The sequence below is a fragment of the uncultured Parabacteroides sp. genome (genome assembly GCF_902493135.1).
Classification (GTDB): Bacteria; Bacteroidota; Bacteroidia; order Bacteroidales; family Tannerellaceae; genus Parabacteroides.
In genome coordinates, this window is the sequence record NZ_CABUOD010000026.1 from 45,606 (window position 1) to 69,207 (window position 23,602).

Genomic DNA, 23,602 nt, shown 5'->3' on the forward strand with positions numbered 1-23,602 from the left:
TTTCTATTTTTTGCGAAGATAGAGATTAATACGGAAGAAATGCATGAAAGGAGGCTTAAATGCTATTTCGGGCATGAAAATAAAAAAAGTTGCGCTATATTGTAATAACGCAACTTTCTATTTAAATATTATTTCTTATGCTCTTCTATCCACTTCCGTGCGTTCACGAAACCTTCGATCCACGGAGTGACTTCGTCGCTGCCCCGGCGATCTTCGGGGTAGTAACCGCACTGCCACGGGAACATCGCACGTTCCAAGTGAGGCATCATAGCCAGATGGCGTCCGTCGTGCGAGCAGACACCGGCAACCGACCAGGGCGAACCGTTCGGGTTGGCGGGATAGCCTTCGTAGTTGTATTTAAGTGCGATATGGTATTCTTTTTCTTCATACGGGAAAGAGAACTTGCCTTCGCCGTGAGCCACCCAGATCCCTAATTTGGAACCGCTTAACGAACCGAGCATGACGGAATGGTTTTTGGGGATCTCGACCGAGATGAAGTTCGATTCGAACTTGTGCGAATCGTTGTGCAACATCTTGTGCTTCTTCTCATGTTCCGGATAAACGACTCCTAACTCAGCCATCAGCTGGCAACCGTTGCAGATACCCAAACTCAAGGTGTCGGGACGTGCATAGAAATTGTCCAGTGCCTTCTTGGCTTTCTCGTTATATAAGAAACCGCCGGCCCAGCCTTTGGCAGAGCCCAAAACGTCGGAATTGGAGAAACCGCCGCAGAATACGATCATGTTTACGTCTTCCAATGTTTCGCGTCCGGATGCCAAATCGGTCATGTGAACGTCTTTCACATCGAAACCTGCCAGATACAGTGCATAAGACGTTTCACGTTCGCACTGGCAACCCTTTTCACGGATTACGGCGGCACGGATTCCGCTCTTTCCTTTGCGATCGGCAGTCAGGCCGTAAGAAGACAGCTTGCCGGTGAAGTTCTTCGGGTATTTGAATTCCAGCGGTTGCATCTTGTAGTTCTCGAAACGGTTGCCTGCGCATACGCTACCGCTCTGCTTGATGTCCAGTTTATAAGAAGATTCGTACCATACGTCGCGCATGTAGTCGATGCCGAAGTGGTACTGGATGCCTTCTTTGGAAACCAGGATGTGACGTTCGGAAGTCGGCTTGGCGATAACGGCAAAACCTACGCCTGCGTCTTCCATCAGCTTCTCGAATGCTTTCTTGTCTTTCACCTGAACCAGGATACCCGGATTTTCAGCGAACAGGATCTTGATGATGTCCTGTTCGGCCAACTTGTCGAGGTTTACTTCCAGGCCGCCTTCCACATTGGCGAAGCACATTTCGAGCAATGCCGTGATCATACCGCCGGCTGAAATATCATGTCCGGCGAGAACCAGTCCTTTTTCGATAGCATCCTGGATTGCATTGAAAGCATCGGCAAAATACTCGCTGTCCTTTACCGTCGGGACTTCATCGCCCAACTTGTTCAGAACCTGCGCAAGAGCGGAACCGCCCAACTTCATCGTGTCAAACGAGAAGTCTATATAATATATGTAAGAATTCTTTTCATGGGCCAATGCCGGAGAAACGATCTTTCGGATGTCGCTGACTTCCGCACCGGCGGAAATAATCACCGTACCCGGAGCAATCACTTTGTCGTCGCCATATTTCTGCGTCATGGACAGAGAGTCTTTACCGGTCGGGATATTGATCCCCAATGCACAAGCGAAATCGGAAGCAGCCTGGACCGCCTTGTACAGACGGGCATCCTCGCCTTCGTTACGGCACGGCCACATCCAGTTGGCACTCAAAGATACGCCTGTCAGCTTATCGGACAGCGGAGCGAAAACGATATTTGTCAACGATTCGGCGATCGCCATGACTGAACCGGCAGCCGGGTCGATCATCGCCACCTGCGGGGCATGGCCGATAGAAGTAGCGATACCCGCTTTCCCTCGATAATCCAAAGCTACTGCACCCAAGTCACTCAACGGCAACTGCAATTCACCCTGGCATTGCTGGCGGGCAACCTTGCCTGTCACCGAACGGTCCACCTTGTTGGTCAACCAGTCCTTACATGCAACGGCTTCCAGTTGAAGCACGTTTTCGAGGTAGTGATGCAGTTCGGATTCCTTATAAACGACCGGAGCGTATGTCTCTTCAACCGTATGGTCCTTCATGATCGTTCTTGGCGGTTTACCGAACATATATTCCAACTTGATGTCGATCGGCTTCACGCCGTCGGCTTGTTCGAAGACGAACTTCATATCGTTGGTCGTTTCACCCACCACATACATCGGGGAGCGTTCGCGGTCGGCAATGCGCTGTACGCGGGCTACATCTTCTTCTTTCATCAGCAAGCCCATACGTTCCTGGCTTTCGTTGCCCACGATTTCCTTCGCGGAAAGTGTCGGGTCGCCTACGGGCAGTTGGCTCATGTCGATATGTCCGCCGGTCGCTTCCACCAATTCGGAGAGACAGTTCAGGTGACCGCCTGCGCCGTGGTCGTGGATGGAGATCACCGGGTTGTTGTCCGATTCGGCAATCGCACGGATCACGTTGGAAACACGTTTCTGCATTTCCGGATTGGCACGCTGTACGGCGTTCAACTCGATACCGCTGGTGTACTGGCCCGTGTTTACCGATGAAACAGCACCGCCGCCCATGCCGATGCGGTAGTTGTCACCGCCTAACAAGACTACTTTCTCGCCCGGTGCGGGATCGCCCTTCAACGCGTCGCGCATATTGGCATAACCGACGCCGCCGGCCAACATGATCACTTTGTCGTAAGCATATTTCTTTTTGTTCTCTTCGTGTTCGAAGGTCAGGACCGAACCGCAGATCAGCGGCTGTCCGAACTTGTTACCGAAATCGGATGCACCGTTGGAGGCCTTGATCAGGATCTGCTCCGGAGTCTGGTACAACCAAGGGCGCGGATCGAGGATCTTTTCCCATTCGCGTGCACCTTCCGTACGCGGATAAGATGTCATATAAACGGCTGTTCCTGCAATCGGCAGAGATGATTTTCCACCCCCCAGACGGTCGCGGATCTCGCCCCCCGATCCGGTAGCCGCACCGTTGAACGGTTCGACCGTTGTCGGGAAGTTGTGGGTTTCAGCTTTCAGCGAGATAACCGATTTGATTTCCTTCACTTCGTAGAAATCCGGTTTGTCGCCGCTGGCCGGAGCGAACTGTTCGATCACCGGGCCTTCGTTGAAAGCCACATTATCTTTATAGGCGGAAACCAATTTGTTCGGGTTTTCCGCCGATGTTTTCTTGATCAGGTTAAAGAGAGAACTTTCTTTCTCTTCTCCGTCGATAATAAATGTACCGCCGAAGATTTTGTGACGGCAGTGTTCCGAGTTCACCTGTGCAAAACCGTACACTTCGCTGTCGGTCAGCCGGCGTTCCAGCTTCTGGCTTACTTCGTTGAGGTAAGCTACTTCTTCATCGCTCAACGCCAGTCCTTCCTGCTTGTTGTAGGCTTCGATATCCTCGATATAAACAATCGGGTCCGGTTGTTTGCTGATCGTGAAGATGTCTTGGTTCAGACCGTTGTAGATACGCTGCAACATCGGGTCATGTTCTGCTTCGGCGGAAGAAACGGGGAAGTATTCCTCGATGCGTGAGATACCGGTGAGTCCCATGTTCTGGGTGATTTCCACGGCATTCGTACTCCACGGGGTGATCATTTCCCGGCGTGGACCAACATACCAGCCTTCCAATGTTTCAGCCTGGAGAGGTTTTGCCTCGCTAAAAGCCCAAACTAATTTTTCTACATCTTCAGGTGAGAAAGCGTGTGCAGCCTCCACAGCTAACACCGTCTTTGTTGGAGATTGAAAGAATAGAATCATATCGTCGATTTATTAATGGTATTCCGTTCATACGGGGGTAATAAAGGATACCCTCGTTTACAGTGTGCAAAGATAGTGCTTACTAACCGAATTTCCCCTAAATCTGTTGAAGAAAATAAATTAGAAAAAACGAAGCCCCGGCAGTACGAATACCGCCGGGACTTGTTTTGTGTCTGCATCCGGTCTTCACAGAGGGAGATGCAGAAGAACTTTTAATTTCATTACTTTAGTATTATTAATATTAAATCCGGTTGCTTGTTCGCCTGTCGCAGGGTAGTTGCCGTTTAACGGGCACGCAGCCGAAGAATTATTTGATTATAATTTCAAATTTATTTTACGATAGCCTTAACAGCTTCTTCGCCTTCGACAGCTACTACGACTACACCCTGAGGAGCAGCGATCACGGCGTTGTCGGAAGTGATAACTGTGTTAGCGATTACTTGGCCAAGAACGTTGCTTACAACAACTTTCTTGCCGGCAGCACCTGCAACTGTTACCTGGCCTTCGCCTGCGATAACTGTTACTTCAGATGTTGCGATCTTTTCGTTGTCTGTCGGAGTCAGGTCTGTATCGTTGATTGCGAACAACTGAGCCTGTTCTTTATTGCCCAATACCAATACACCGTTCAGGTAGCTTACATAGGTCTTGTCGGTCTTGCTATCAGCAGGAGCTACTTCGATTCTGTAATAACCTTCGTTGTCTTCGTCGATCGGGAATGCCCAAGTTGCAGGAGTGATACCCTTCTTACCAACGATATTCAATGTATCAGCAGCTTTAGCACCCGGTTTAGCGATAGCCAGAGAATCGTTGTTGCCGAATTCTACACGGTTAGCGTGAACGAAACCGATGCGAGTCAGGCCATCCTGATTGTATTTGACTGTATCGCTGTTATGAGCAATAGAGTCGGCATAGCTTACCATATAAGCCTTTGTATCGAATGCGCCAACCTTAGCCGTATCAACCGGTTTTGTAATATAATAAGCATAGCGGTAGTTATCCGGACGGTTCACATAGGCAGTATCCAAACCAAGAACGAAATCGTTGTCTGTTGCAGCAGCTTTCAATTCCAAACCTGTACGTTTGATTACAGCGAACGGTTTAACAGCTGTTACCTTAGAAGCCTCGTCACCCATCAGAGAAATTGTAACGTTCTTCGGAGCGTCTGTGATATTCAGATAAGTTTCTGTTACAGCAGATTCCAGGTTGAATGCCCAGTTGGTGATTTCATCTTCTGCAACAACAGCAGCTTTACCGTTCTGGTCGATAGCAATCTTGGATGATTTCAGATTGGCAGCAACTTTAGGATCACCAGTCTCTTTTACATTCCATAACAGTTCGTACTGGTTTGCGTTATCGTTTACACGACGCAATTTAACTGTATTATCAGCATGCTGTTTATCTTTTGTCAATAGCAGATCGCTTTGATCGTCATTGAAATACAACGTATCGTTACCCAAATACAGCTCAAAACCGTAAGAAGCAGCGCTCAAGTTAGCATCGTTCAGTTTTACAAGTGTGCCACCATTCTTAGCTTTCAGTTCCAGAGCCTTGTCTGCATCAGCAGTAGCAACTACAGAAGAGTCTGCATCCATTGTCAAATAGAACTTAGCTTCCGGATTAACGAAGTTAGTAGCAGTCAACTTGAATGTCAGATGATCTTTATCTGCATCGTTGATGTGCTTGTAACCCAAGTATTCGTCTTTCTGGTCAGGAACGGCTGTGATTTCCAATGTATCTTTGTTAGTAGTTGCAGCTACATAGATGTTCTTTTCAGCATCTTTAACGATGATCTTAGCAGTAGTAGTGGTAAAGAAGTTTTTATTTGCATCACGGTTAGCCAACTGATATGTGCCTTCCAATTTGTTTGCAGCAGTCACAATCCACTGAGTAGCCGGAACACTGTTGTAAACAGCAGTAGCACCTACAATTTCATCACCTGTTGTAGAAGTCATCACCTGATACGGCTTTCTTGCATCAACTTTCTTCAAGCTCTTGATGAAGAATACATCGCCTACTTCAAATGCCGGTTTCGGACCTTCGATTGATTTGAACGTGATCTTAGTATTCTTTGTGGCAGGATCATCTGATGCTGCTACAGATACTTCACGGTGAGTATTGTTAGCTAAAGAGCGGATAACAACTTGAGCAGCCTTTGGTATAAAGCCTTCAGAATACCATTTGCCTGCAGCAGTTGCTGTCGGCATGAAAGTTTTAATAGTCACTTCATCACCGGCGATCAGTTCAGGATCAACAGTCAATTGGAAAGCAAACAGATTTGCGTGCTGTCCTAATGCTGGAACAACTTTTGTACCTTCTTCATTTACTGCATGTAATGTATCTGCTCTAAATGTAAAGTACTGTTCTTTTTCTGCCACGTAATTAGTATCGACACAAAGATAGGCTTGCTTACCTTCAATCAATGAATCGACAATGGCGATTGCGTAATGTTTTTTAGCCTCTGCAAATTCAGTAGATGCCGGATTTTCAGATAAGATATCTTTTGATGTAACAAAATTTGTAGCAGAAGCAGAAGTATGGATAGCGGTCAAAAGGCCTTGAATGTTTTCTGAATTTAATTTTCCACTGTTTCCATTATCAATAGTAGTTGCTGCACCTGTCTGGAACTGGTCAAATACCAAGTTTCCTGCATCTGCTGTTGCGAACAGTGCCTTCGCAGCCTTGCCTTTTTCAGTGCCAAATTTCGGAGCTTCACTTGTTTCCAAATACGGCTTCACCATATAGTCATTCATGATTGAATCGACATCATGATAAGCCTGCTTTGTCTCTTTCTTTACTTTTGCAAGCATGCTTTTTACTTGAGCTGCAGCGGCGTTATAATCAGCCAACAGTTTTGAAGTTTTAGGCAGTTTGCCTGCTTTAGTAAATGTCGTGTCAGCCAAAGCCTTCAATTTGGCATTTGCCGCATTCAAAGAATCCTGGACAGTTCCATTTGTTGTTGAATTTGGATTAAAATACAACTGTTTTGCTTTGTCAAGTTCTGCAACTGCACCAGCCAAATCAACTGAATTCGGAATAGCAGCGCTCAACTTTGAATCAGCCGGAACCTCATTGTTCTGAACGTAATCGATAGCTGTCTTGATTTCTGCTTCACAAGCCTTGATGGCAGCGTCCATTTCTGTAAACGCCTTATCTGTCAACTTCTTTGCAGCAGCCAAATCGGCTTTAAATGTGCTTGTTGAAGTGGCAGATGTATAAATGGCCTCAAAGCCGACAGCACGCAATTTGTTTGCTGTAAACGGATTTTCGAATGCGTTATTCTTTACGTCATTGGAAAACTTCAATTCGAAAGAATCGTTGACATCTTTGTTTAAATCGGCTACAGCCAAGTCATAAGGTTTTGTCGCATTAGCAGTAGCATCGATCAAATACAAACTCATAACGTTGCCATCAGCAGGAGTTACAGTCGGAACTTCAGCCGGAGTACCTTCTGCCATCATCACTTTAACAGCATTGCCTTTTACAACCAATGCGTACTGGTACATTTTACCTGCTGTCGCATCATAAATATTGGTACGAGCTTCAGGACCTTTCAGGAAAGTGATTTTTCCGTCTTTGTCGATTGAAACAACTGATTCATCAACCCCCATTTTCCCAATACCATCCGTAGAAGAGATATAAGCATACTTTGCTTTATAGAAAGAGGTTTGAGATGCTTTCACATCCTTTTTGGAAACAGACAATTCTTGTCCGTCTTTGTTAACCAACTTGATTTCATAATAAACGCCACCAGCAGCATTCACTTTCTGTTCTACAGTCGGTTTCCACAATGTAGCATTGAAATCTTCATAAGACTTAACATTATCAGTCTTTACAATAGCAACAGAGTCTCTCTTGCCATCTTCGCTATGACCGATAATTACACGGCTGTTTGCATCTCCAGACAATGCTACATGATAATACTTGGTTGTGTCCAAGAGTTTACCTGCAGCCATCGCTGTCGAAGACAATCCACCAGCTACCAGAACAGTAGCCAAAAGAGTAGAAAATCTTTTGTTCATAATCTAAAATGTTTAATTAATAATAATGTATATTGAATCTATAATGTCGTTCTCTGAAACGGCTGGCTTTCAGCCGTTTTTATTAATCCTTGTAAAATGACGAGCTAAAACGTACGTTTTTTTTAGTCATTTTTTTTGTCGTTCTTTGTGCTTCGTAATGAGAAAGGTAATTTTTGTCCTCGTTTCGCTATCGTATTGATAAGAAAGGATATAGAAATGGAAAATTTCTTGGTGGAAATAGTTGGAGGTTAAAAAGGAATGCCTATTTTTGTAGCTGAAAAATGACGAATTTAAACGTACGTTTTCGTTAGTCATTTTTCCTGCCTTCCCAACTTGCTATTTATCAATAATTTATAATCATATTTCCCCGATTTTGGCAATGTAAGAATAATAATTTTTAAGATTGGTCAGTTTCAGCCATTCCGTTATTATTCAGTGTGTTAAGTTTTTTTGTTTCGACTGATGAAAAGGCTGTTTTCGGGTATTTTTCGAGCAAGGTAACCCCTCGTGTCTTTTTTTGTTAATTTCCTACGCTTCCATTTGCTTATTTTTGTATTGTCGTTTTCCGTTACTATTGGATAATCAAGTTATATCGGGATAAAATCTTCCCTTCCTATGCTGATCCGGCAAGGGGGTTATTGTAGAATATTGTTTCGTTAACAACAAAACACATTCTTTGCAAATAACTGCAAATACCGGTTCTTTATCAGGCAAAAAGGTTTTTTTACTATGAGGTGCGCGGTTTTTTGCCGCAAAGACGGTCGTCATCGCCGTGAGTTGCCGGGGGTATATGCCATGAAGACGGTCGTCATGGTAGTGAAGACGGTCGTCGCGGTGATGAAGACGGTCGTCATGCCGGCAAAGAGGTAAATTTCTTTTGAAATATTAGGATCTGCCGGTAACATTCGTTTGCTACAGACGATTCTCCGGGAGTTTAGCTTTTCCATAATGTCAGGATTTTTTACTTTTCAGTGACAATGAGACTTCGTTTTTTCTATTTCCTGCCGACCTCTTTTTATCTGCTGCTTATTAATTCCGGTCAAAAAGAGGGAAACGTCAAACACGAATTGTCCGGAATTTCATTCCAAATAGAAAAACGTCCCAATAAGGGTTATTGTCTGTTTTTTTAATAACCAGATTTAGGAGATTTATTTTATTATTCATTGATTTGGCAACGAACTCATAGAACTTGTGCAAAATCTCAAAAACTACTGGCAGGAAGAATTCCCGATCAGGCAAGCCAGTATGGAAAGGATATCGAGGCGCACCAAGTGGTTGCGTATCTCGCTCAATGCTTTGGATATATGTTTTTCTACCGCCTTTTCGCTGATTTCCAGTTGGGCGGCTATTTCTTTATTCCGCAGGTTCTTTTCGCGGCTCAGCTTATAGACTGTCCGGCATTGGGGCGGAAGAGTGTCGACAAACCGGTTGATCTCGTCGGTGATCTCTTTCAGCAAGAGCGTGTCATGTTGGTTGTAGCCGAGAATCTCCTGGTTGATCAGCTCGTCTATCGTATCGATGCCTTCGATGCGCTTTTGCATCAGGGCTGAATTCAGGTAATTAATGGAACGGTTATAGACGGCGCGGTAAAGGTAGGGCTTGATCGGATCGTTGAAGTCGATGTTCTCCTTCTTCTCCCAAAGTGACATGAAAACATCTTGGGTGATATCTTCGGCGGCTTGCCAGTCGCCCACGAAGCGGTAGGCGTAAGTGACTGAAATTTTGAAATAGGCCTCAAACAGTTCCCGGAATAGCGACAGGTCATTTGCTCTGTCGTGTCTTTTTTTCAGACTGTATTCTTCCGGTACTTTCATGATATTCTGCTTCTCTCTCTGGATATTTTTTAGCAAAAATATAATTTTTTTCAATTCGGAGGTAGGGATGTCCGCTTTTGTTTTGTGATAAGTATAGAGAATGTAATCAAAAATGAACGATATAATACTAAAATATTTACAAGGAAATGCTTCGGAAAAGGAGAAGGATGTTCTTCTTGGCTGGCTGAGGGCCGGTGAGGAGAATAAGAAAGTCTTTTCCGAAATAAGAGATCGGTGGCTGGAAAGCGGTGCAGCCCCGGTGTCGGATCCTGAATGGGTGAAGCGGGCTTTCGGGCGTTTCATGGCCGGGATCGAGGCGAAAGAGAGAGTACGGAAACAGATACGCCTCTCTTATTTCGTGAAAGTTGCCGCATCTGTCGCCCTACTGTTGGCTTGCTCGCTGGGTGGGTATTTTGCCGGACAAAATCGGTTTTTCGATTCTTCAACTCAAGAGCAGTTGGTGATGAACCGTGTCATTATGGGAAAAGACAGCAAAGGGCCTGTGAGCTTGCCGGACGGGACGACCGTCTGGCTGAATGCCAACAGCAGGTTGATCTATCCGGAACGTTTCTCTGAAGATAAGCGCTTTGTGAAGTTGGAAGGAGAAGGTTATTTCGAAGTCGTACGCAATGAAAAGGCGCCTTTCTTTGTGGAGACGGACGGGATGGTTGTCAACGTGTTGGGCACTCATTTCAATGTTAACAATTATGAGAATAAGGAAACGATCGAAACAACCTTGCTTTCAGGTAAGGTGGAAGTCCTTTTGTCCGGTATGAGCAAAGGGATCATCCTGAAACCGAACCAACGGATTTCCTGCAACAGGCAGAACGGGACCTATAGTCTGGCTGAGGTGGATGCCTCCGATTATATCATCTGGATCGGTGACAGATTGGTCTGTACGAACGAAAAGCTGTCGACCATCCTGCACCGGATGAAGCACTGGTATAATATGGATATAGAATGCAGGAAAGGAGTTCCGCTCGATCATCGCTTGTCGTTGACCATCCGGAAAGAGTCGCCGGAAGAAATCTTGAAGTTGTTGACTTTGATCAGCCCGATCCGCTACACGATCAAGGGAGATAAAATAATAATCAGTCCTAAATAGTAATCGATAAATAAATTGCCTATGATCTAAGATTCAGAAAAACATCAAAAAAATCAGGCAGATGTTACCAGCATCCGCCTGATGTAAAACTAAACAAACTGCTCTCAAAGGTAAGAGCGTGAGAGCAAAATGTAAAACTTTAAACATTCAAATGTATGAAAAAAAAGTCCACGAATGGGATAGCTATCCCCATTCTTAACATTAATTTATTCAGGAAAATGAAGCTAATACTTTTATTTGTTGCCATTTCCTTTTTCCAACTGTCCGCAGTGGAAAGTTATGCCCAGAACGCGAAGATAAATCTGAGCCTGTCTGATGTGACGCTTGCAGAAGCGATCCGATCCATTGAAGCGAATACGCAGTTCGTGTTTTTCTTCAATAACTCCGCCATTGATATGACGAAACATGTTAACCTGAATGTCAAGAACGGAAATATCAAAGAGGTTTTGAACCAGATTCTTTCTTCTTATACCTATCGTATAGAAGACAATAAGATCGTCCTGTTGGGCGAAGTGCAGCAGGATGGCAAGATCACGGGTGTCGTTTCGGATGCTTTCGGCCCGATCGCAGGCGCCAACGTGGTGGTGAAGGGCACGACAAACGGAACGATCACCGACATGAACGGAAACTTCTCCCTTGACGTTCCGAAAGGATCCAAACTACAGATTTCATATATCGGCTACATCACGAAGGAACTGACTGTGGGCGATAAAACAAACTATTCCATACAACTGGCCGAAGACTCGCAGGCGTTGGACGAAGTGGTCGTTGTCGGCTACGGTACGGAAAAGAAGGTCAACGTGATCGGTTCGATCGCCCAGATCGGTAGCGAGAAACTCGAAAACCGTTCGACCCCGCAGTTGTCGAATGCCTTGACCGGACAGATGGCGGGTGTGACCGTCATCCAGCGTTCGGGACGTCCGGGTAATAGCGGCGGTGAGATCCGTGTGCGTGGTGTCGGTTCTTTTGGCGGTGAAAGCAACAAATCGGATGCTTTGGTCCTGATCGACGGTATCCCCGGCAAGCTGAACGATGTCAGCTCGGAAGATGTAGAATCCATTTCCGTATTGAAGGATGCTTCGACGGCAGCCATCTACGGTTCGCGTGCTGCAAACGGCGTTATCCTGGTGACGACGAAAACGGGTAAGGAAGGGAAGGTTTCTGTCGGTTATAACGGATATGTCGGTTTCAACACGCCTACGGCATTGCCGGAATTTGTCGATACCTGGCAATATGCGACTCTCTACAATGAAGCGGTAGGCCGTGAGGCTTATACGCAGGAGGAAATCCAGAAGTTCAGAGACGGCAGCGATCCGGATCATTATGCCAATGCACGTTATCTGGATGAAGTTTTTTCCCGTAAAGGTTTGCAGACCGGGCATGACGTGACGGTTAACGGAGGTAACGCACAGAACCGGTATATGGTTTCATTCGGTTATCTGAAACAGAACGGCATCGTGGAGAAAAACGATTACCAGCGCTACAATGCCCGTGTGAACCTGATCAACGAAATCCTGCCGGGACTGAAGTTGACCAGCCGCCTGTCCGGCGTATATGGCAATCGGAAAGAGCCGATGGCTCCGGGTGGTGACGATGCCGATAATATGTTGATACTTATTCAGAAAGCCTTGCGTTTCCCCGGACTTACGCCGACTGTCTTGTCTGACGGTACGTTTGGCGCCGGACGTGAATTGCACGGAACGCCTGCCGGATGGATCAAGAGCGATTCTTTCTATGAGAATCCGGAATTTTCTTTAAATGCCAATGTCCGCCTGGATTATAATCCGATCAAAGATTTGCAATTGTCCGCTATCGGCGCATATACTTATACGAACGGTGAAGAACGCACTTACCGTTCGACGATGAAGCTTTCCGGCGACCGTGTGTTGGGTCCGTCCGAGTTAAAGCATAAGATGGGTAAGACGATTTATAAGACTTTCCAGGCGACTGCCGAATATAATAAGACAATCGGCGGACATACTTTCGGCATCTTGGCCGGTTACTCCTGGGAACAGGAAGACTATCGTTATGTACAGGGGTCACGCGATAAATTCCCTGGAAACGACCTGCCTTATCTGAATGCCGGTTCACCGGATAACCAGAAATCGGAAGGAACCGGGAATGCTTGGGCGATCCAATCCGGTTTCGGACGTCTCCGTTATAATTTCAACGAACGTTACCTGTTTGAATCTACGGTTCGTTATGACGGTTCTTCCCGTTTCCCTCAAAGCAAAAAGTTCGGTTTCTTCCCGTCTGTTGCAGCCGGTTGGAGATTGTCGGAAGAAAACTTCTTTAAGGAAAACGAATCGCTGGGCTTCATCTCCAACTTAAAACTGAAAGTATCGTGGGGACGCCTCGGTAATCAGAATATCGGTAACTACCCGTACCAGTCCGTATATGAACTGGGACAGAACTATCCTTTCGGAGATACTTATACGCAAGGTGCCGCTGTCACGACGGCTGTAGATCCGACCATCAAATGGGAAGAAACGGAAACCGTCGACGGTGGTCTGGAAGCTGTCTTCTGGAACGGTTTGCTGAGTGTGAACGCTTCTTATTTCAATCGCCGTACATACGATATCCTGTATAAACCGAGTGGAAGTGTCTCTACTATTTTAGGACAGAAGATATCGGAGATGAATACCGGAGAGTTGAAGAATTTCGGTTGGGAATTTGAGGTAGGACATCGTAATAAGATCGGGGAGGTCTCTTATAATGTGAATGCCAATCTGTCTATCATTAAGAATAAGCTGGTGACTTTAGGTGTCGGTAATGTGGAACAGTTGAACGGTCTGGTTGGAAATGGTAGTGATTTGTTCATCGATTATCCGATTCAGATGTATTACGGGTATGTTTCCGATGGCGTTTTTCTGGATGAAAAAGACATAAAGTCCTGGCATGACCAGAGCAAGGTTACGCCTAATCCGCAGCCGGGAGATATCCGTTACAAGGATATCAGCGGACCGGACGGTGTGCCTGACGGCAAGATCGATCCGAATTATGACCGTGTGTATTTGGGTTCCCGTATTCCGAAATTCACTTTCGGGCTGAACTTGGGTGTGGAATATAAGGGGTTGGACCTGTCGGTATTGTTGCAAGGGGTTGCCGGTGTGACCGGTATGTTGGACGGCTTTGCCGGCTGGGCCTTCAGAGGTGACGGCAATATCCAGAAATGGCAGGCCGAAGGACGTTTTGACCCGGCTAATCCGACCCGCTATCCGGCTTATCCGAGATTGGAGGACTTGAGTAACTCCACGACGCCGAATATCGTCACTTCCGATTTCTGGACTCAGGATGCCTCTTATATCCGTCTGAAAAATATTCAATTGGGATACACGTTCCCGAAGAAGATGTTGCAGGCTGCCAAGATCAGCAACTTGCGTGTGTATGTACAAGCCGAGAATCCTCTTTGCTGGAATAAGTATAAACCCGGATGGGACCCGGAAATCAATACATCCGGAAACTATTACCCGATATTGGCAACTTATACATTTGGTGTAAACTTTAAATTCTAAAAGACATGAAACGAATTAAATATTTTATTTTCACTTTACTGGCGGCTACGACAACCTTCGTATCGTGTGACCTGGACCGGAATCCGCTGGATAAGTTTGCAGAAAATGATTTCTGGACCAGTGAAGACAATGCGGAATTGGCGTTAACCGGTGTTTATAAGGGGAATATATTGTTTAACTCTCCGGAATATACCCCGACGGACTGGTGGTCGTATGGCGGTTTGATTTTTATGGAATTTCCTACGGATAATGCCTACGACCGTCGTGGGACGAACTCGAATTTCCATAAGATGACAAACGGTACTTTGTTATCGAATAATGCTTATACAAAAGCGTATTGGGAGAATTCGTATGCCAAGATTGCCCGTTGCAACCGTTTTCTGGAAGGTATCGGCAACCTGAGCGATCCGGCTGTCGTAGCTCGTTTCACGGCAGAGGCTCGTTTTATCCGGGCTGCCCAGTATTTTTATCTGTCTCAGTTTTTCCAGGATGTACCGCTGGTTACAAAAGTGTTGACGAAAGATGAGGCGAATACGGTAAAGAAAAATACGAAAGCGGAAATTACTGATTTTATTATTAAAGAGTTTACGGAAGCCGCTGCCGACCTGCCTCGTTTCAAGGATTTGAAAGGTTCTGAAACCGGACGTGCGAGCAAGCAAGCTTCTCTTGCGTTCTTGGGACGTACGTTATTGGCTGCCAAGAAATATAGCGAAGCGGCAGCCGCTTATAAAGAGATCATAGACCTGGGCGACAATGCGATCGACCCGGATTATGCTTCCCTTTTCTTGCCGTCGAACGAGAATAGCAATGAAAACATTTTCTCTATGCAGTATCTGCAAGACCAAGCCGGAAATGCACTTCCTCAGCATGCTTTCCCCGTAAAAGACGGAGGCTGGTGTCTGATTAACGTCGCTGCAGGCCTGTTTGAAGCTTATCAGTTCAAAGATGGTACGCCGTTCAGCTATGACAGCCCGCTGTATAACCCGGATAACTTGGGCGAAAACAGAGATCCGCGCCTGGATTATACCATTTATTATAATGGTTCTACTTTTAAAGGTTCTGTCTATGACTGCCATCCGGATTCTCAAAGCCCGGACAAAGTGATGGGAGGACAGACCACGCAGACCGGTTTTATGATGCGTAAGTATTTTGATGAGACTTTCTCCGGTGACCTGAACAGTTATGGAGGAAACGTTCCTGTTATCCGTTATGCGGAAGTTCTGTTGAGCTATCTGGAAGCCAAACTGGAAGCCGGTGAGGGGATCACGCAAGCCTTGCTGGATGAAACCATCAATAAGGTAAGAGGTCGGGCATCTGTACAGATGCCGGCAATCACGGAAGTGAATGCCGCGAAGTTGCGTCCTATTTTACGGAACGAGCGTCGCGTCGAACTGGCGATGGAAGGTATCCGCTATTGGGACTTGCTGCGTTGGGGTATTGCACATGAAGCATTAAATGGCGATATTTACGGTGCTCCTTTCCCCGGTTCGAAACGCGTAAGTGTCAAACCGGCCGGCGAACCTGACAAATACGGCAGATGGTGGGTGAACAGCCGTGCTTTCCGGCAGGATCAGGATTATAAATGGCCGATCCCGCAATCGGAACAGGATATAAATCCGAATTTGCGATAGGGTGTAGTCATGTGAAGCGACATAAATAAATTATTATCATGAAATCAACAATCGTATTAGGAATAGGGGCCACCTTGCTGGCCTCCTGTTCCGGAAACAAACAAAAGGCGGAAGAGAAAGTAGCGCAGCAGCAGAAACCGAACGTTATTTTCCTGATAGCCGATGATATCGGTTATGGCGACCTGAGTTGCAACGGATCGAAAACGATCCATACGCCGAATGTGGAAAAACTGGCGGCGCGGGGCGTCCGTTTTACGGATGCACATGCGGTAGCTGCGACCAGTACGCCTTCGCGCTATTCCCTGTTTACCGGACATTATGCCTGGAGACGAAACGATACGGGGATTGCCGCCGGAGATGCCGGTATGGTGATCCGTCCCGAACAGCCGACCGTTGCCGATATGTTCCGCGAATGCGGCTATACGACCGGTGCGATCGGGAAGTGGCATTTGGGATTGGGCGACAAGACCGGTACGCAGGACTGGAACGGCTTTATCACTCCGGGGCCGACGGATATCGGTTTCGATTACTCCTATCTGATGGCGGCTACCGCCGATCGTGTCCCCTGTGTTTTTGTCGAGAACCAGCGGATCGTGAACCTCGATCCGAATGATCCGATTGCCGTCAGCTATAAGGAACCGTTTCCCGGCGAACCGTTGGGGAAAGACCATCCGGAACTGCTGACAAAGCTCAAACCGAGCCCGAACCACGGGCATGACATGGCGATCGTAAACGGTATCTCCCGTATCGGGTATATGAAAGGAGGCAAACAGGCTTTGTGGGAAGACGAGAACATAGCGGACAGTATTACTTGTAAGGCTGTCCGGTTTATCGAGAACCACAAGGACGAACCGTTCTTCCTGTATGTCGGAACCAATGATGCGCATGTTCCCCGTTGGCCGCATCCCCGCTTTGTAGGGAAGAGCGGTATGGGTCCCCGTGGCGACGCTTTGCTGCAATTCGACTGGACGGTCGGACAGGTTATGGATGCATTGGACAGAGCAGGCCTGACGGAAAACACCCTGATCGTTCTGAGTAGCGACAATGGACCTGTGGTCGATGACGGCTATGCAGACCGTGCCGTTGAACTTTTGGGCGACCATAAGCCCTGGGGACCGTTCCGTGGCGGCAAATATAGTATTTTCGAAGCCGGAACCCGCATCCCGATGATCGTGAGCTGGCCGGCGCAGGTGAAACCGGGTGTTTCCGATGCATTGGTTTCGCAGGTCGACTTGTATGCTTCTATGGCAAGCCTGATGGGCAAGACTCTTGAAGCGGGCGCCGGTCCTGACAGCCAGGATTATCTGGATGCTTTCTTGGGTAAAGACCTGAAAGGACGCGACTATGTGGTCGAAGTGGCCGGTTCTCTTTCTGTTTCCGACGGCGTATGGAAGTATATTGCTCCGAGCAATGGCGCCGCCTATCAGAAACTGACCAATATCGAGTTGGGCAACAGCAAGGAAGAACAGCTTTACAACTTGAAACAGGATATCGGCGAAAAGAAGAATTTGGCAGCCGAACATCCCGAAATCGTTGCAAAGTTGAAAGCTATTTTAGAAAAGGAAAAGGCTAAATAGTCTTTTTGCATAAAGTGTGAAAACGCCTGTAGGTAATCTAAAAAATATTCCTGCAGGCGTTTTTTAGTTAAAAAGGACGAGTTCATTTTATTCTGCTCCCGGTTTGCGTTATCTTTGCAAATCATTAGGCAGAAAATAAAAGGATAATGCTGGGATTGATAAGTAAAGGAATTGTGATTGGCGTACTGGTTTCCGCCCCGATGGGTCCGATCGGTATGCTGTGCATACAACGAACGCTGAACAAAGGACGCTGGCACGGGTTTGTCACCGGATTGGGGGCTGCTCTGTCGGACGTGATCTACGCTGCACTGACCTGCCTGGGGATGGGAGTCGTGGTGAATTTCGTGGAGGCGAACCAGGCTCCCTTGCAATTGATCGGCAGTATCGTACTGGGCATTTTCGGCTATTATATTTTCCAGTCCAATCCTGTCCGGAATCTCAAAAAACAACGAGAGAAAAAGTTATCCTTCACCCAGGATTTTATTACGGCTTTTCTTCTTACCTTTAGCAACGTATTAATCGTATTACTATATATTGGTTTGTTTGCCCGCTTTGGCTTTGTCCTGCCGGAACATTCTGTTTGGATGTTGTTGGGAGGCATCGTCTTTATTGGGGTGGGAGCGGTTCTCTGGTGGTTCGGAATCACTTATATAGTGGCTAAATTAAAGAAATGGTTTAACGTGCGAGGTATATGGCTGTTGAATAGGATAGTCGGGTCGGTCATTATTGTCTTGGCGGTCATCGGAGTTTTATCCGTATTGCTGACTTCCTATTTACATCTGCCATTGCTCCAAATCTATAATTGAAATGAAGAAACTGAAAGTCCCTTATTTGGAAACGCTGGACGTACTGGACCTGTCGTCCGTAGGCTTTTTGATGGAAAAAGCCCAGCGAGAGTCGATCGACGTGATTAACTGGGAGGAGTATCCCTATAAGCCGATCGTGGCTTTCGATATCGCAAGATCGAAAGTGAATCTGTATATTCGCTACTTTGTAAAAGGCAATTCCCTGAAAGCTCTTTATGAAGCGGATGGTTCGCCTGTCTACCAGGATAGTTGCGTAGAGTTTTTTATGAAGCGGCTGGATGATCCCAATTACTACAATTTCGAGTTTAACTGTATCGGTACGTGTGATGCTTCCTATCGGGAATCGCGTGATTCGAAGAAATCGCTGACAGCCGAAGAATATGCTTCCATACGTCGTTTCTCAAGTCTGCCTCATACCGCTTTTACAGAGAAGCTGGGTATCTATAGCTGGGAGCTGGTGGTTGCCATTCCTTTCCGGTTGATGGGCCTCGATCCTGACAACCTGCCGGAAAAGATAATGGGCAACTTCTATAAATGTGCAGACGATACGGAATTTCCGCATTTTGTCAGCTGGAACCCGATCGATCTTCCTACTCCGAACTTCCATTGTCCGGAGTTCTTTGGGGAAATCTATTTGTAAATTAAGAATTAAAAATTAAGAATTAAGAAATGAATGCATAAGACACCATTTCTTAATTCTTAATTTTTAATTTTTAATTTTTCAACTCTTTGATTTTGACTTCCGAAATACTTGCATTGCCGGAGGTTATTACGATACGGATATCACTGGCGGTCGTGCCTTTGAACCGGTAATTCTTCAGTTCGTTCGTAGCCTCTACTGTCCCTTCATATACGGTCAGGAACTGGCCTCCGCCGCCGGAAAGCTGGATTTCAAATTTTGCATCTTTGCTTTTTTCTTTCCAAGCGATCGCGATGCTGTTCGGCGAGGCGTTGTTTTCGAGTGCGAATGTGATGTATTCGCCTTTGTTGGCTTTCCAGGCTGTGGACAGGTTCCCATCCAATACCAGCGGGGCAGACGCTTGGGATGAGCTGGCAATAACTGATTTCTGCTGCCGGGAAGCTGCCGACGCGCTTGCCTGCTCTTTACCATATTCCACCACCGTGAAACGGTCGTTCAGACGGATATCTTCGGACGAGGCGCCGACCATGACCTTGAAATCTCCCGGTTCTACCACCCAATGGTTATCACTGTTCAGCAATTGCAAGTCGCGCGGTTCGATCGTGAAGGCAAGCTCTTTCGTTTCTCCCGGATTCAGATGGATACGGTCGAAGCCGACGAGGTTCTTTTCGTAGGTCGTAACGGAGCTTAGGATATCGCGTACATATAACTGTACCACTTCGTCTCCGGCGCGTTTGCCTGTATTCGTTACCTTGCAACGGACGGTGACCGGTTGAACCTGCGTCACGACAGCAGGCTGAATCGAAATGTCGGAATATTCGAAAGTCGTATAACTCAATCCGTAGCCGAACGGATACAACGGGCCGTTCACACGGGACATGTTGCCGTCCAACCCTTTATTGCGTCCGCCGTCGACCTGTGCATTGGGCTTGGTGGGGAAGTTGAAGGGAATCTGTCCGACTGTCTTGGGGAAGGTGACGGTCAGTTTTCCACCCGGATTATAGTCGCCGAACAAAGCGTCTGCAATGGCCGTACCGCCTTGCGACCCCGGATACCAGGCTTCGAGGATGGCCGGAACATATTTGTCCGCCCAATTGATAGACAACGGACGGCCGTTGATCAGCACCAGTACGACCGGTTTGCCTGTGGCAACGACCGCTTGCAGCAAGTCGAGCTGGCGGCCCGGCAGTTCGAGGCTGGAACGTGATTTGTTTTCCCCGCAGGTGCGGTTGCTGCCGCCCAGCACGACAACGGCCACATCGCTCTTCTTCGCGTTTTCCACCGCTTTGTCGATCTCGTTTTGTTCTTCTGCTGTCAGCGGGTAATGGATCAGTTCCGATTCCGGCCAATTGGCATCTACCAGGTCGCAACCTTTGGTAAAGAGCACTTCCGTATCCGGTTTCACCTTGTTCCGAATACCTTCCAACACGGTGGTCACCTCTACGGCAAGCGGACCGTAGTGCGTCAAAGCGTATGCCTCTTCATCGGCATTCGGACCGCATACGGCGATTTTGGAAACGTTGTTTACGTCTAAAGGAAGAACAGCATCTTGGTTCTTCAACAGAACGAGCGATTCTTTCGAAGCCTGCAAGGCGACCTGCTGGTTTTCGATGCTGTTCACCTCTTTATCCGCTTCTTTCAGATCGATCTGGTACGGATGGTCGAACAATCCGACGAGGAATTTGACGCGCAGGATGTCGCGCACGCGGTCGTCGATCGTGGACATCGGCAGCGCTCCTTCCGCGATCAGTTCGCGAAGCGGCAGGACGTATGAATCCGGAGAACGGAACGTACAACGGATGTTCAATCCCGCCAGTACGCTTTGCAACACGGATTCTTTCATATCGGCGGCAGTCCCGTGCTTGGAGAAAAGATACTCGACGGCGTCGCTGTCCGATACCACATACCCGCGGAAACCGAACTCGCCGCGCAAGCGTGTCGTCAGCCAGTAATAGCTGCTCTGTACGGGGAATCCGTCATAATCGTTATAGGCACTCATGACTCCGAGGATGCCTGCTTCCTTGATGACACGTTTCCAGGGATATACATGGATCATCTCGACTTCGCGCGGTGACATTTGCGGGTCTACGCGTGCCATCCCTTCACGTCCGCCTTTGTTGTTGCTGTAAGCGATATAGTGTTTGGAAGTGGCGGCTACCTGATGATCGGTCTGCATCCCTTTTGCCATTTCCACGCCCAATTCGGCTACGAGGTACGGGCTTTCGCCATACACTTCTTCATAACGTCCCCAACGCTGGTCGCGGCCGACATCGAGTATCGGGGCGTAGACGTTGGTATATCCCAACAACCGTCCTTCGCGTCCGGTGATATAACCGACCTTGTGGACCAGGTCACGGTTCCAGGTGTGTCCCAATCCCAACTGTGTCGGGAAGTTGGTGGCGATGTAGCTTTCCACCCCGCGTATGCCCTCGTTCGTGAAGTCGGTCGGGATACCCAGGCGTGTCTCTTCGATAAAGAACCGTTGCACTTCATTCAAAGCCCAGGCATGGCGCGAAGCCGGCCAGACATACGGGTTGTCGGAAGGGGGAAGTCCCCATTGCTGGAAACCGTTCAGATGTTCGTCGATCGCTCCCATGCCGTCTTTCCAGAGCTGGTTTTTCCATTCCGGCGTCGGCAGGTCGTCTTTCAGTACCCGCTTGTAGCCGTAGAGCGTGACCATCTGACACGTTTTTTCCTCGACGGTCATTTGCGAGAGAAGGTCTTCGACACGTGCGTCGATCGGGGCCGCAGGATCTTCATATACATCCTTTTTCCCATTCTTGTTGAAGTCTATCCAACCGTTCCGGTAGATGGACTTGTTCGTCAATTTGTAGGTATCCGGTATCCGGATTTCCTGTGGCGTTTTGTTGTTTTGCGCCTGCGTGCAGAATGTCCCGGCCAGGACAAGGCACGACGTAAGGACGGCCAGTTTGTTTTTCTTCATGGATTATAATTTGATGTCGTTTAGTTCAACTAATTTGTTAACAATGGCGTAGACGGTCAGACCGCTGGCACTGTGTATCTGTAGCTTGCGGGCGATGTTGCGTCGGTGCGTGACAACGGTGTGTGTGGAAAGGAACAGGCGGTCGGCTATTTCGCGGTTCGTCATGCCTTTGACCACGCAGACCACGATTTCCTTTTCGCGTGTGCTGAGCGTCTGTTGCTCTTCGTTTTCAACTTCTTCAACCGGTGGCGTATGGAGGCGTTCCAGCTTGTGACGAATCTCGTCAGGGCTGTCGTAGATGCTGATCTGGTCGTCGTAAGGCCGCAGCAGGGCATGATCGGCGACGGCATAGAGCAAAGCTATGCACTTCATCTCCGTACAGCCGGTTTCCTCCCTGAGAAGCTGCAGGGTGTAGCAACCGGGGAGCGACGGGTTGACAATCAGCATATCGGGTCTGTGCGAGCGAAGCGTCTCCTGCAAAAGCTCCGCGGTGGCTATTTCGATGATCTGGATGCGGAATCCGGGAAGCCGCTTCAATACCGCTTCGAGCCCGCTTCGGATGATGGCGGACGGTTCGGCGATCGCTATGTTTAATAAGGTATTCATAGGCGCATCACTGTATTGTCTTTTCGAGAGCCAGAATCGCCGGTACGAAAAGATAGTCTTCTACATGATTATGGGACGCCAAGTCCTGTTCGGTCGCGAAGATGTCGAACAAGACGCTGTTCAGCAGGTTGCTTCCGGGTCCCGGATAATATTTGATCAGGATGTTTTTTAGCTCGATGATCTTCATCTCGATCTGGTCGTGATGTTTCCGGAAGATCGTTATGTTGTATTTCGGATCTTTCACCCCTTTCAGCAATCCCCGTACGTATGGGAATACCGTCTTTTCCTCATACGACATGTGTTTGTTCACTTCCGCGGCATAGTCGTCGAAAAATTTGGTAATGACGAACGCCACGTCTTTCGGGCAGTCGGCAATCGCCTCTGTCAGCTTGCGGCGGATATGGGGCAGCCGGAAGTCCAGGAAATAGGCGTGTGCGTTATGCAGATAAGTGATCAAAGCCTCGATCGACAGGCATTTGTCAATGTTCGTCACCGGCGCGGATACCTCTTCCGTCAGAAAGTTCACGACGGTCAGGAACGTGCAGGGATCGACACCGTTTTGGCGGCACACCTCTCCGATGTTCTTTTCACCGAATCCGAGTGCAATCCCGAAGCGGCTCATGACGAGCACCATCGGATAATTATCGCAGATCAGATCGCTCATTTTATCGGTCTCCCGATATTTACCATTCTTGTACATAGGCTTTTCTCCCTTGTCTTGGTGTTTGAATAGCCAAAGATACATAAAAAATAGATTCCCGCAGGCTGCGCTGACGGAATTACAGGGTAACCGCACTAAAATATTCTATTGTGCAAATGATTCGCAACTGGCAAGAAGTAAAACTAAATCAGCCGGAGTGCTTGAATAGGTAACACCCCGACTGACTCTACCGATAAAAAACGGTCGATTACAACTTGTTAATTTCTTTCACCGACAAGCCGGTACATTGAGCAATCGTCTCGACATTGATCCCTTGTCTTTTGAAATTGGCAGCGATAAGACGTTGCTCTTCCGCTTTACCCTTTTCCATTCCATGCTTCATACCTTGTTCGATTCCGTCCTTCATGCCTTCCGCCTTGCCTTTTTCCAATCCTTTTTCCATCCCGTCTTCGAAGCTGGTGTC

Annotated in this window: 13 protein-coding genes and 1 pseudogene; 7 read left to right on the plus strand and 7 right to left on the minus strand. The window is 47.6% G+C overall.

Annotated features, from left to right (window positions below):
• Nucleotides 1–128 precede the first annotated feature (128 nt).
• Together purL and RDN79_RS12550 are read right to left on the minus strand one after the other, a co-directional pair.
• Nucleotides 129–3,821, minus strand: a complete 3,693-nt coding sequence (gene purL, locus RDN79_RS12545) for a phosphoribosylformylglycinamidine synthase (RefSeq protein ID WP_298551367.1) — start codon at nucleotides 3,819–3,821, stop codon at nucleotides 129–131.
• 329 nt (nucleotides 3,822–4,150) lie between these two features.
• A complete protein-coding gene (locus RDN79_RS12550) occupies nucleotides 4,151–7,840 on the minus strand; it encodes a DUF6383 domain-containing protein (protein ID WP_298551366.1) in 3,690 nt (1,229 codons plus the stop codon).
• Between the two features lie 729 nt (nucleotides 7,841–8,569).
• On the opposite strand from RDN79_RS12550, the gene RDN79_RS12555 reads away from it, so the two are divergent.
• Nucleotides 8,570–8,710 (plus strand): hypothetical protein, encoded by a 141-nt coding sequence (locus RDN79_RS12555; RefSeq protein ID WP_298551365.1) that lies wholly within the window; start codon nucleotides 8,570–8,572, stop codon nucleotides 8,708–8,710.
• Nucleotides 8,711–9,048: 338 nt separating this feature from the next.
• Here the strand turns inward: RDN79_RS12555 and RDN79_RS12560 are convergent, their stop codons facing one another.
• On the minus strand, nucleotides 9,049–9,690 hold the full coding sequence (locus tag RDN79_RS12560; RefSeq protein WP_298551364.1) for an RNA polymerase sigma-70 factor: 642 nt from the start codon (nucleotides 9,688–9,690) through the stop codon (nucleotides 9,049–9,051).
• A gap of 76 nt (nucleotides 9,691–9,766) precedes the next feature.
• On the opposite strand from RDN79_RS12560, the gene RDN79_RS12565 reads away from it, so the two are divergent.
• The 6 genes from RDN79_RS12565 to RDN79_RS12590 all read left to right on the plus strand — a co-directional run bounded on the left by RDN79_RS12565 (nucleotide 9,767) and on the right by RDN79_RS12590 (nucleotide 18,928).
• The gene (locus RDN79_RS12565) at nucleotides 9,767–10,759 is read left to right on the plus strand and encodes a FecR family protein (protein ID WP_298551363.1); all 993 of its coding nucleotides are present in this window, start codon (nucleotides 9,767–9,769) and stop codon (nucleotides 10,757–10,759) included.
• Between the two features lie 218 nt (nucleotides 10,760–10,977).
• Nucleotides 10,978–14,274 (plus strand): TonB-dependent receptor, encoded by a 3,297-nt coding sequence (locus RDN79_RS12570; protein ID WP_298551361.1) that lies wholly within the window; start codon nucleotides 10,978–10,980, stop codon nucleotides 14,272–14,274.
• A gap of 5 nt (nucleotides 14,275–14,279) precedes the next feature.
• Nucleotides 14,280–15,905 carry a RagB/SusD family nutrient uptake outer membrane protein gene (locus RDN79_RS12575; protein ID WP_298551359.1) on the plus strand — a complete coding sequence of 542 codons (1,626 nt, stop codon included), beginning with the start codon at nucleotides 14,280–14,282 and terminating at the stop codon, nucleotides 15,903–15,905.
• A 38-nt stretch (nucleotides 15,906–15,943) separates the two neighbouring features.
• Complete coding sequence (locus tag RDN79_RS12580) at nucleotides 15,944–17,482, plus strand: arylsulfatase (RefSeq protein WP_298551357.1); 1,539 nt, start codon at nucleotides 15,944–15,946, stop codon at nucleotides 17,480–17,482.
• Between the two features lie 146 nt (nucleotides 17,483–17,628).
• A complete protein-coding gene (locus tag RDN79_RS12585; RefSeq protein ID WP_298551355.1) occupies nucleotides 17,629–18,288 on the plus strand; it encodes a LysE family translocator in 660 nt (219 codons plus the stop codon).
• 1 nt (nucleotide 18,289) lies between these two features.
• Complete coding sequence (locus RDN79_RS12590; protein WP_298551353.1) at nucleotides 18,290–18,928, plus strand: carbohydrate-binding family 9-like protein; 639 nt, start codon at nucleotides 18,290–18,292, stop codon at nucleotides 18,926–18,928.
• Nucleotides 18,929–19,001: 73 nt separating this feature from the next.
• Here RDN79_RS12590 and RDN79_RS12595 read toward each other — a convergent pair whose 3' ends face one another.
• From RDN79_RS12595 to RDN79_RS12610, 4 genes and pseudogenes are all read right to left on the minus strand, one after another.
• Nucleotides 19,002–21,872, minus strand: a complete 2,871-nt coding sequence (locus tag RDN79_RS12595; RefSeq protein ID WP_298551351.1) for a beta-glucosidase — start codon at nucleotides 21,870–21,872, stop codon at nucleotides 19,002–19,004.
• 3 nt (nucleotides 21,873–21,875) lie between these two features.
• A complete protein-coding gene (locus tag RDN79_RS12600) occupies nucleotides 21,876–22,478 on the minus strand; it encodes a response regulator transcription factor (RefSeq protein WP_298551349.1) in 603 nt (200 codons plus the stop codon).
• Between the two features lie 7 nt (nucleotides 22,479–22,485).
• Nucleotides 22,486–23,178: a hemerythrin domain-containing protein gene (locus tag RDN79_RS12605; RefSeq protein ID WP_298551347.1), complete on the minus strand. Its 693-nt coding sequence runs from the start codon at nucleotides 23,176–23,178 to the stop codon at nucleotides 22,486–22,488.
• 208 nt (nucleotides 23,179–23,386) lie between these two features.
• Nucleotides 23,387–23,602: pseudogene (locus RDN79_RS12610) on the minus strand (hypothetical protein); the annotation flags it as partial.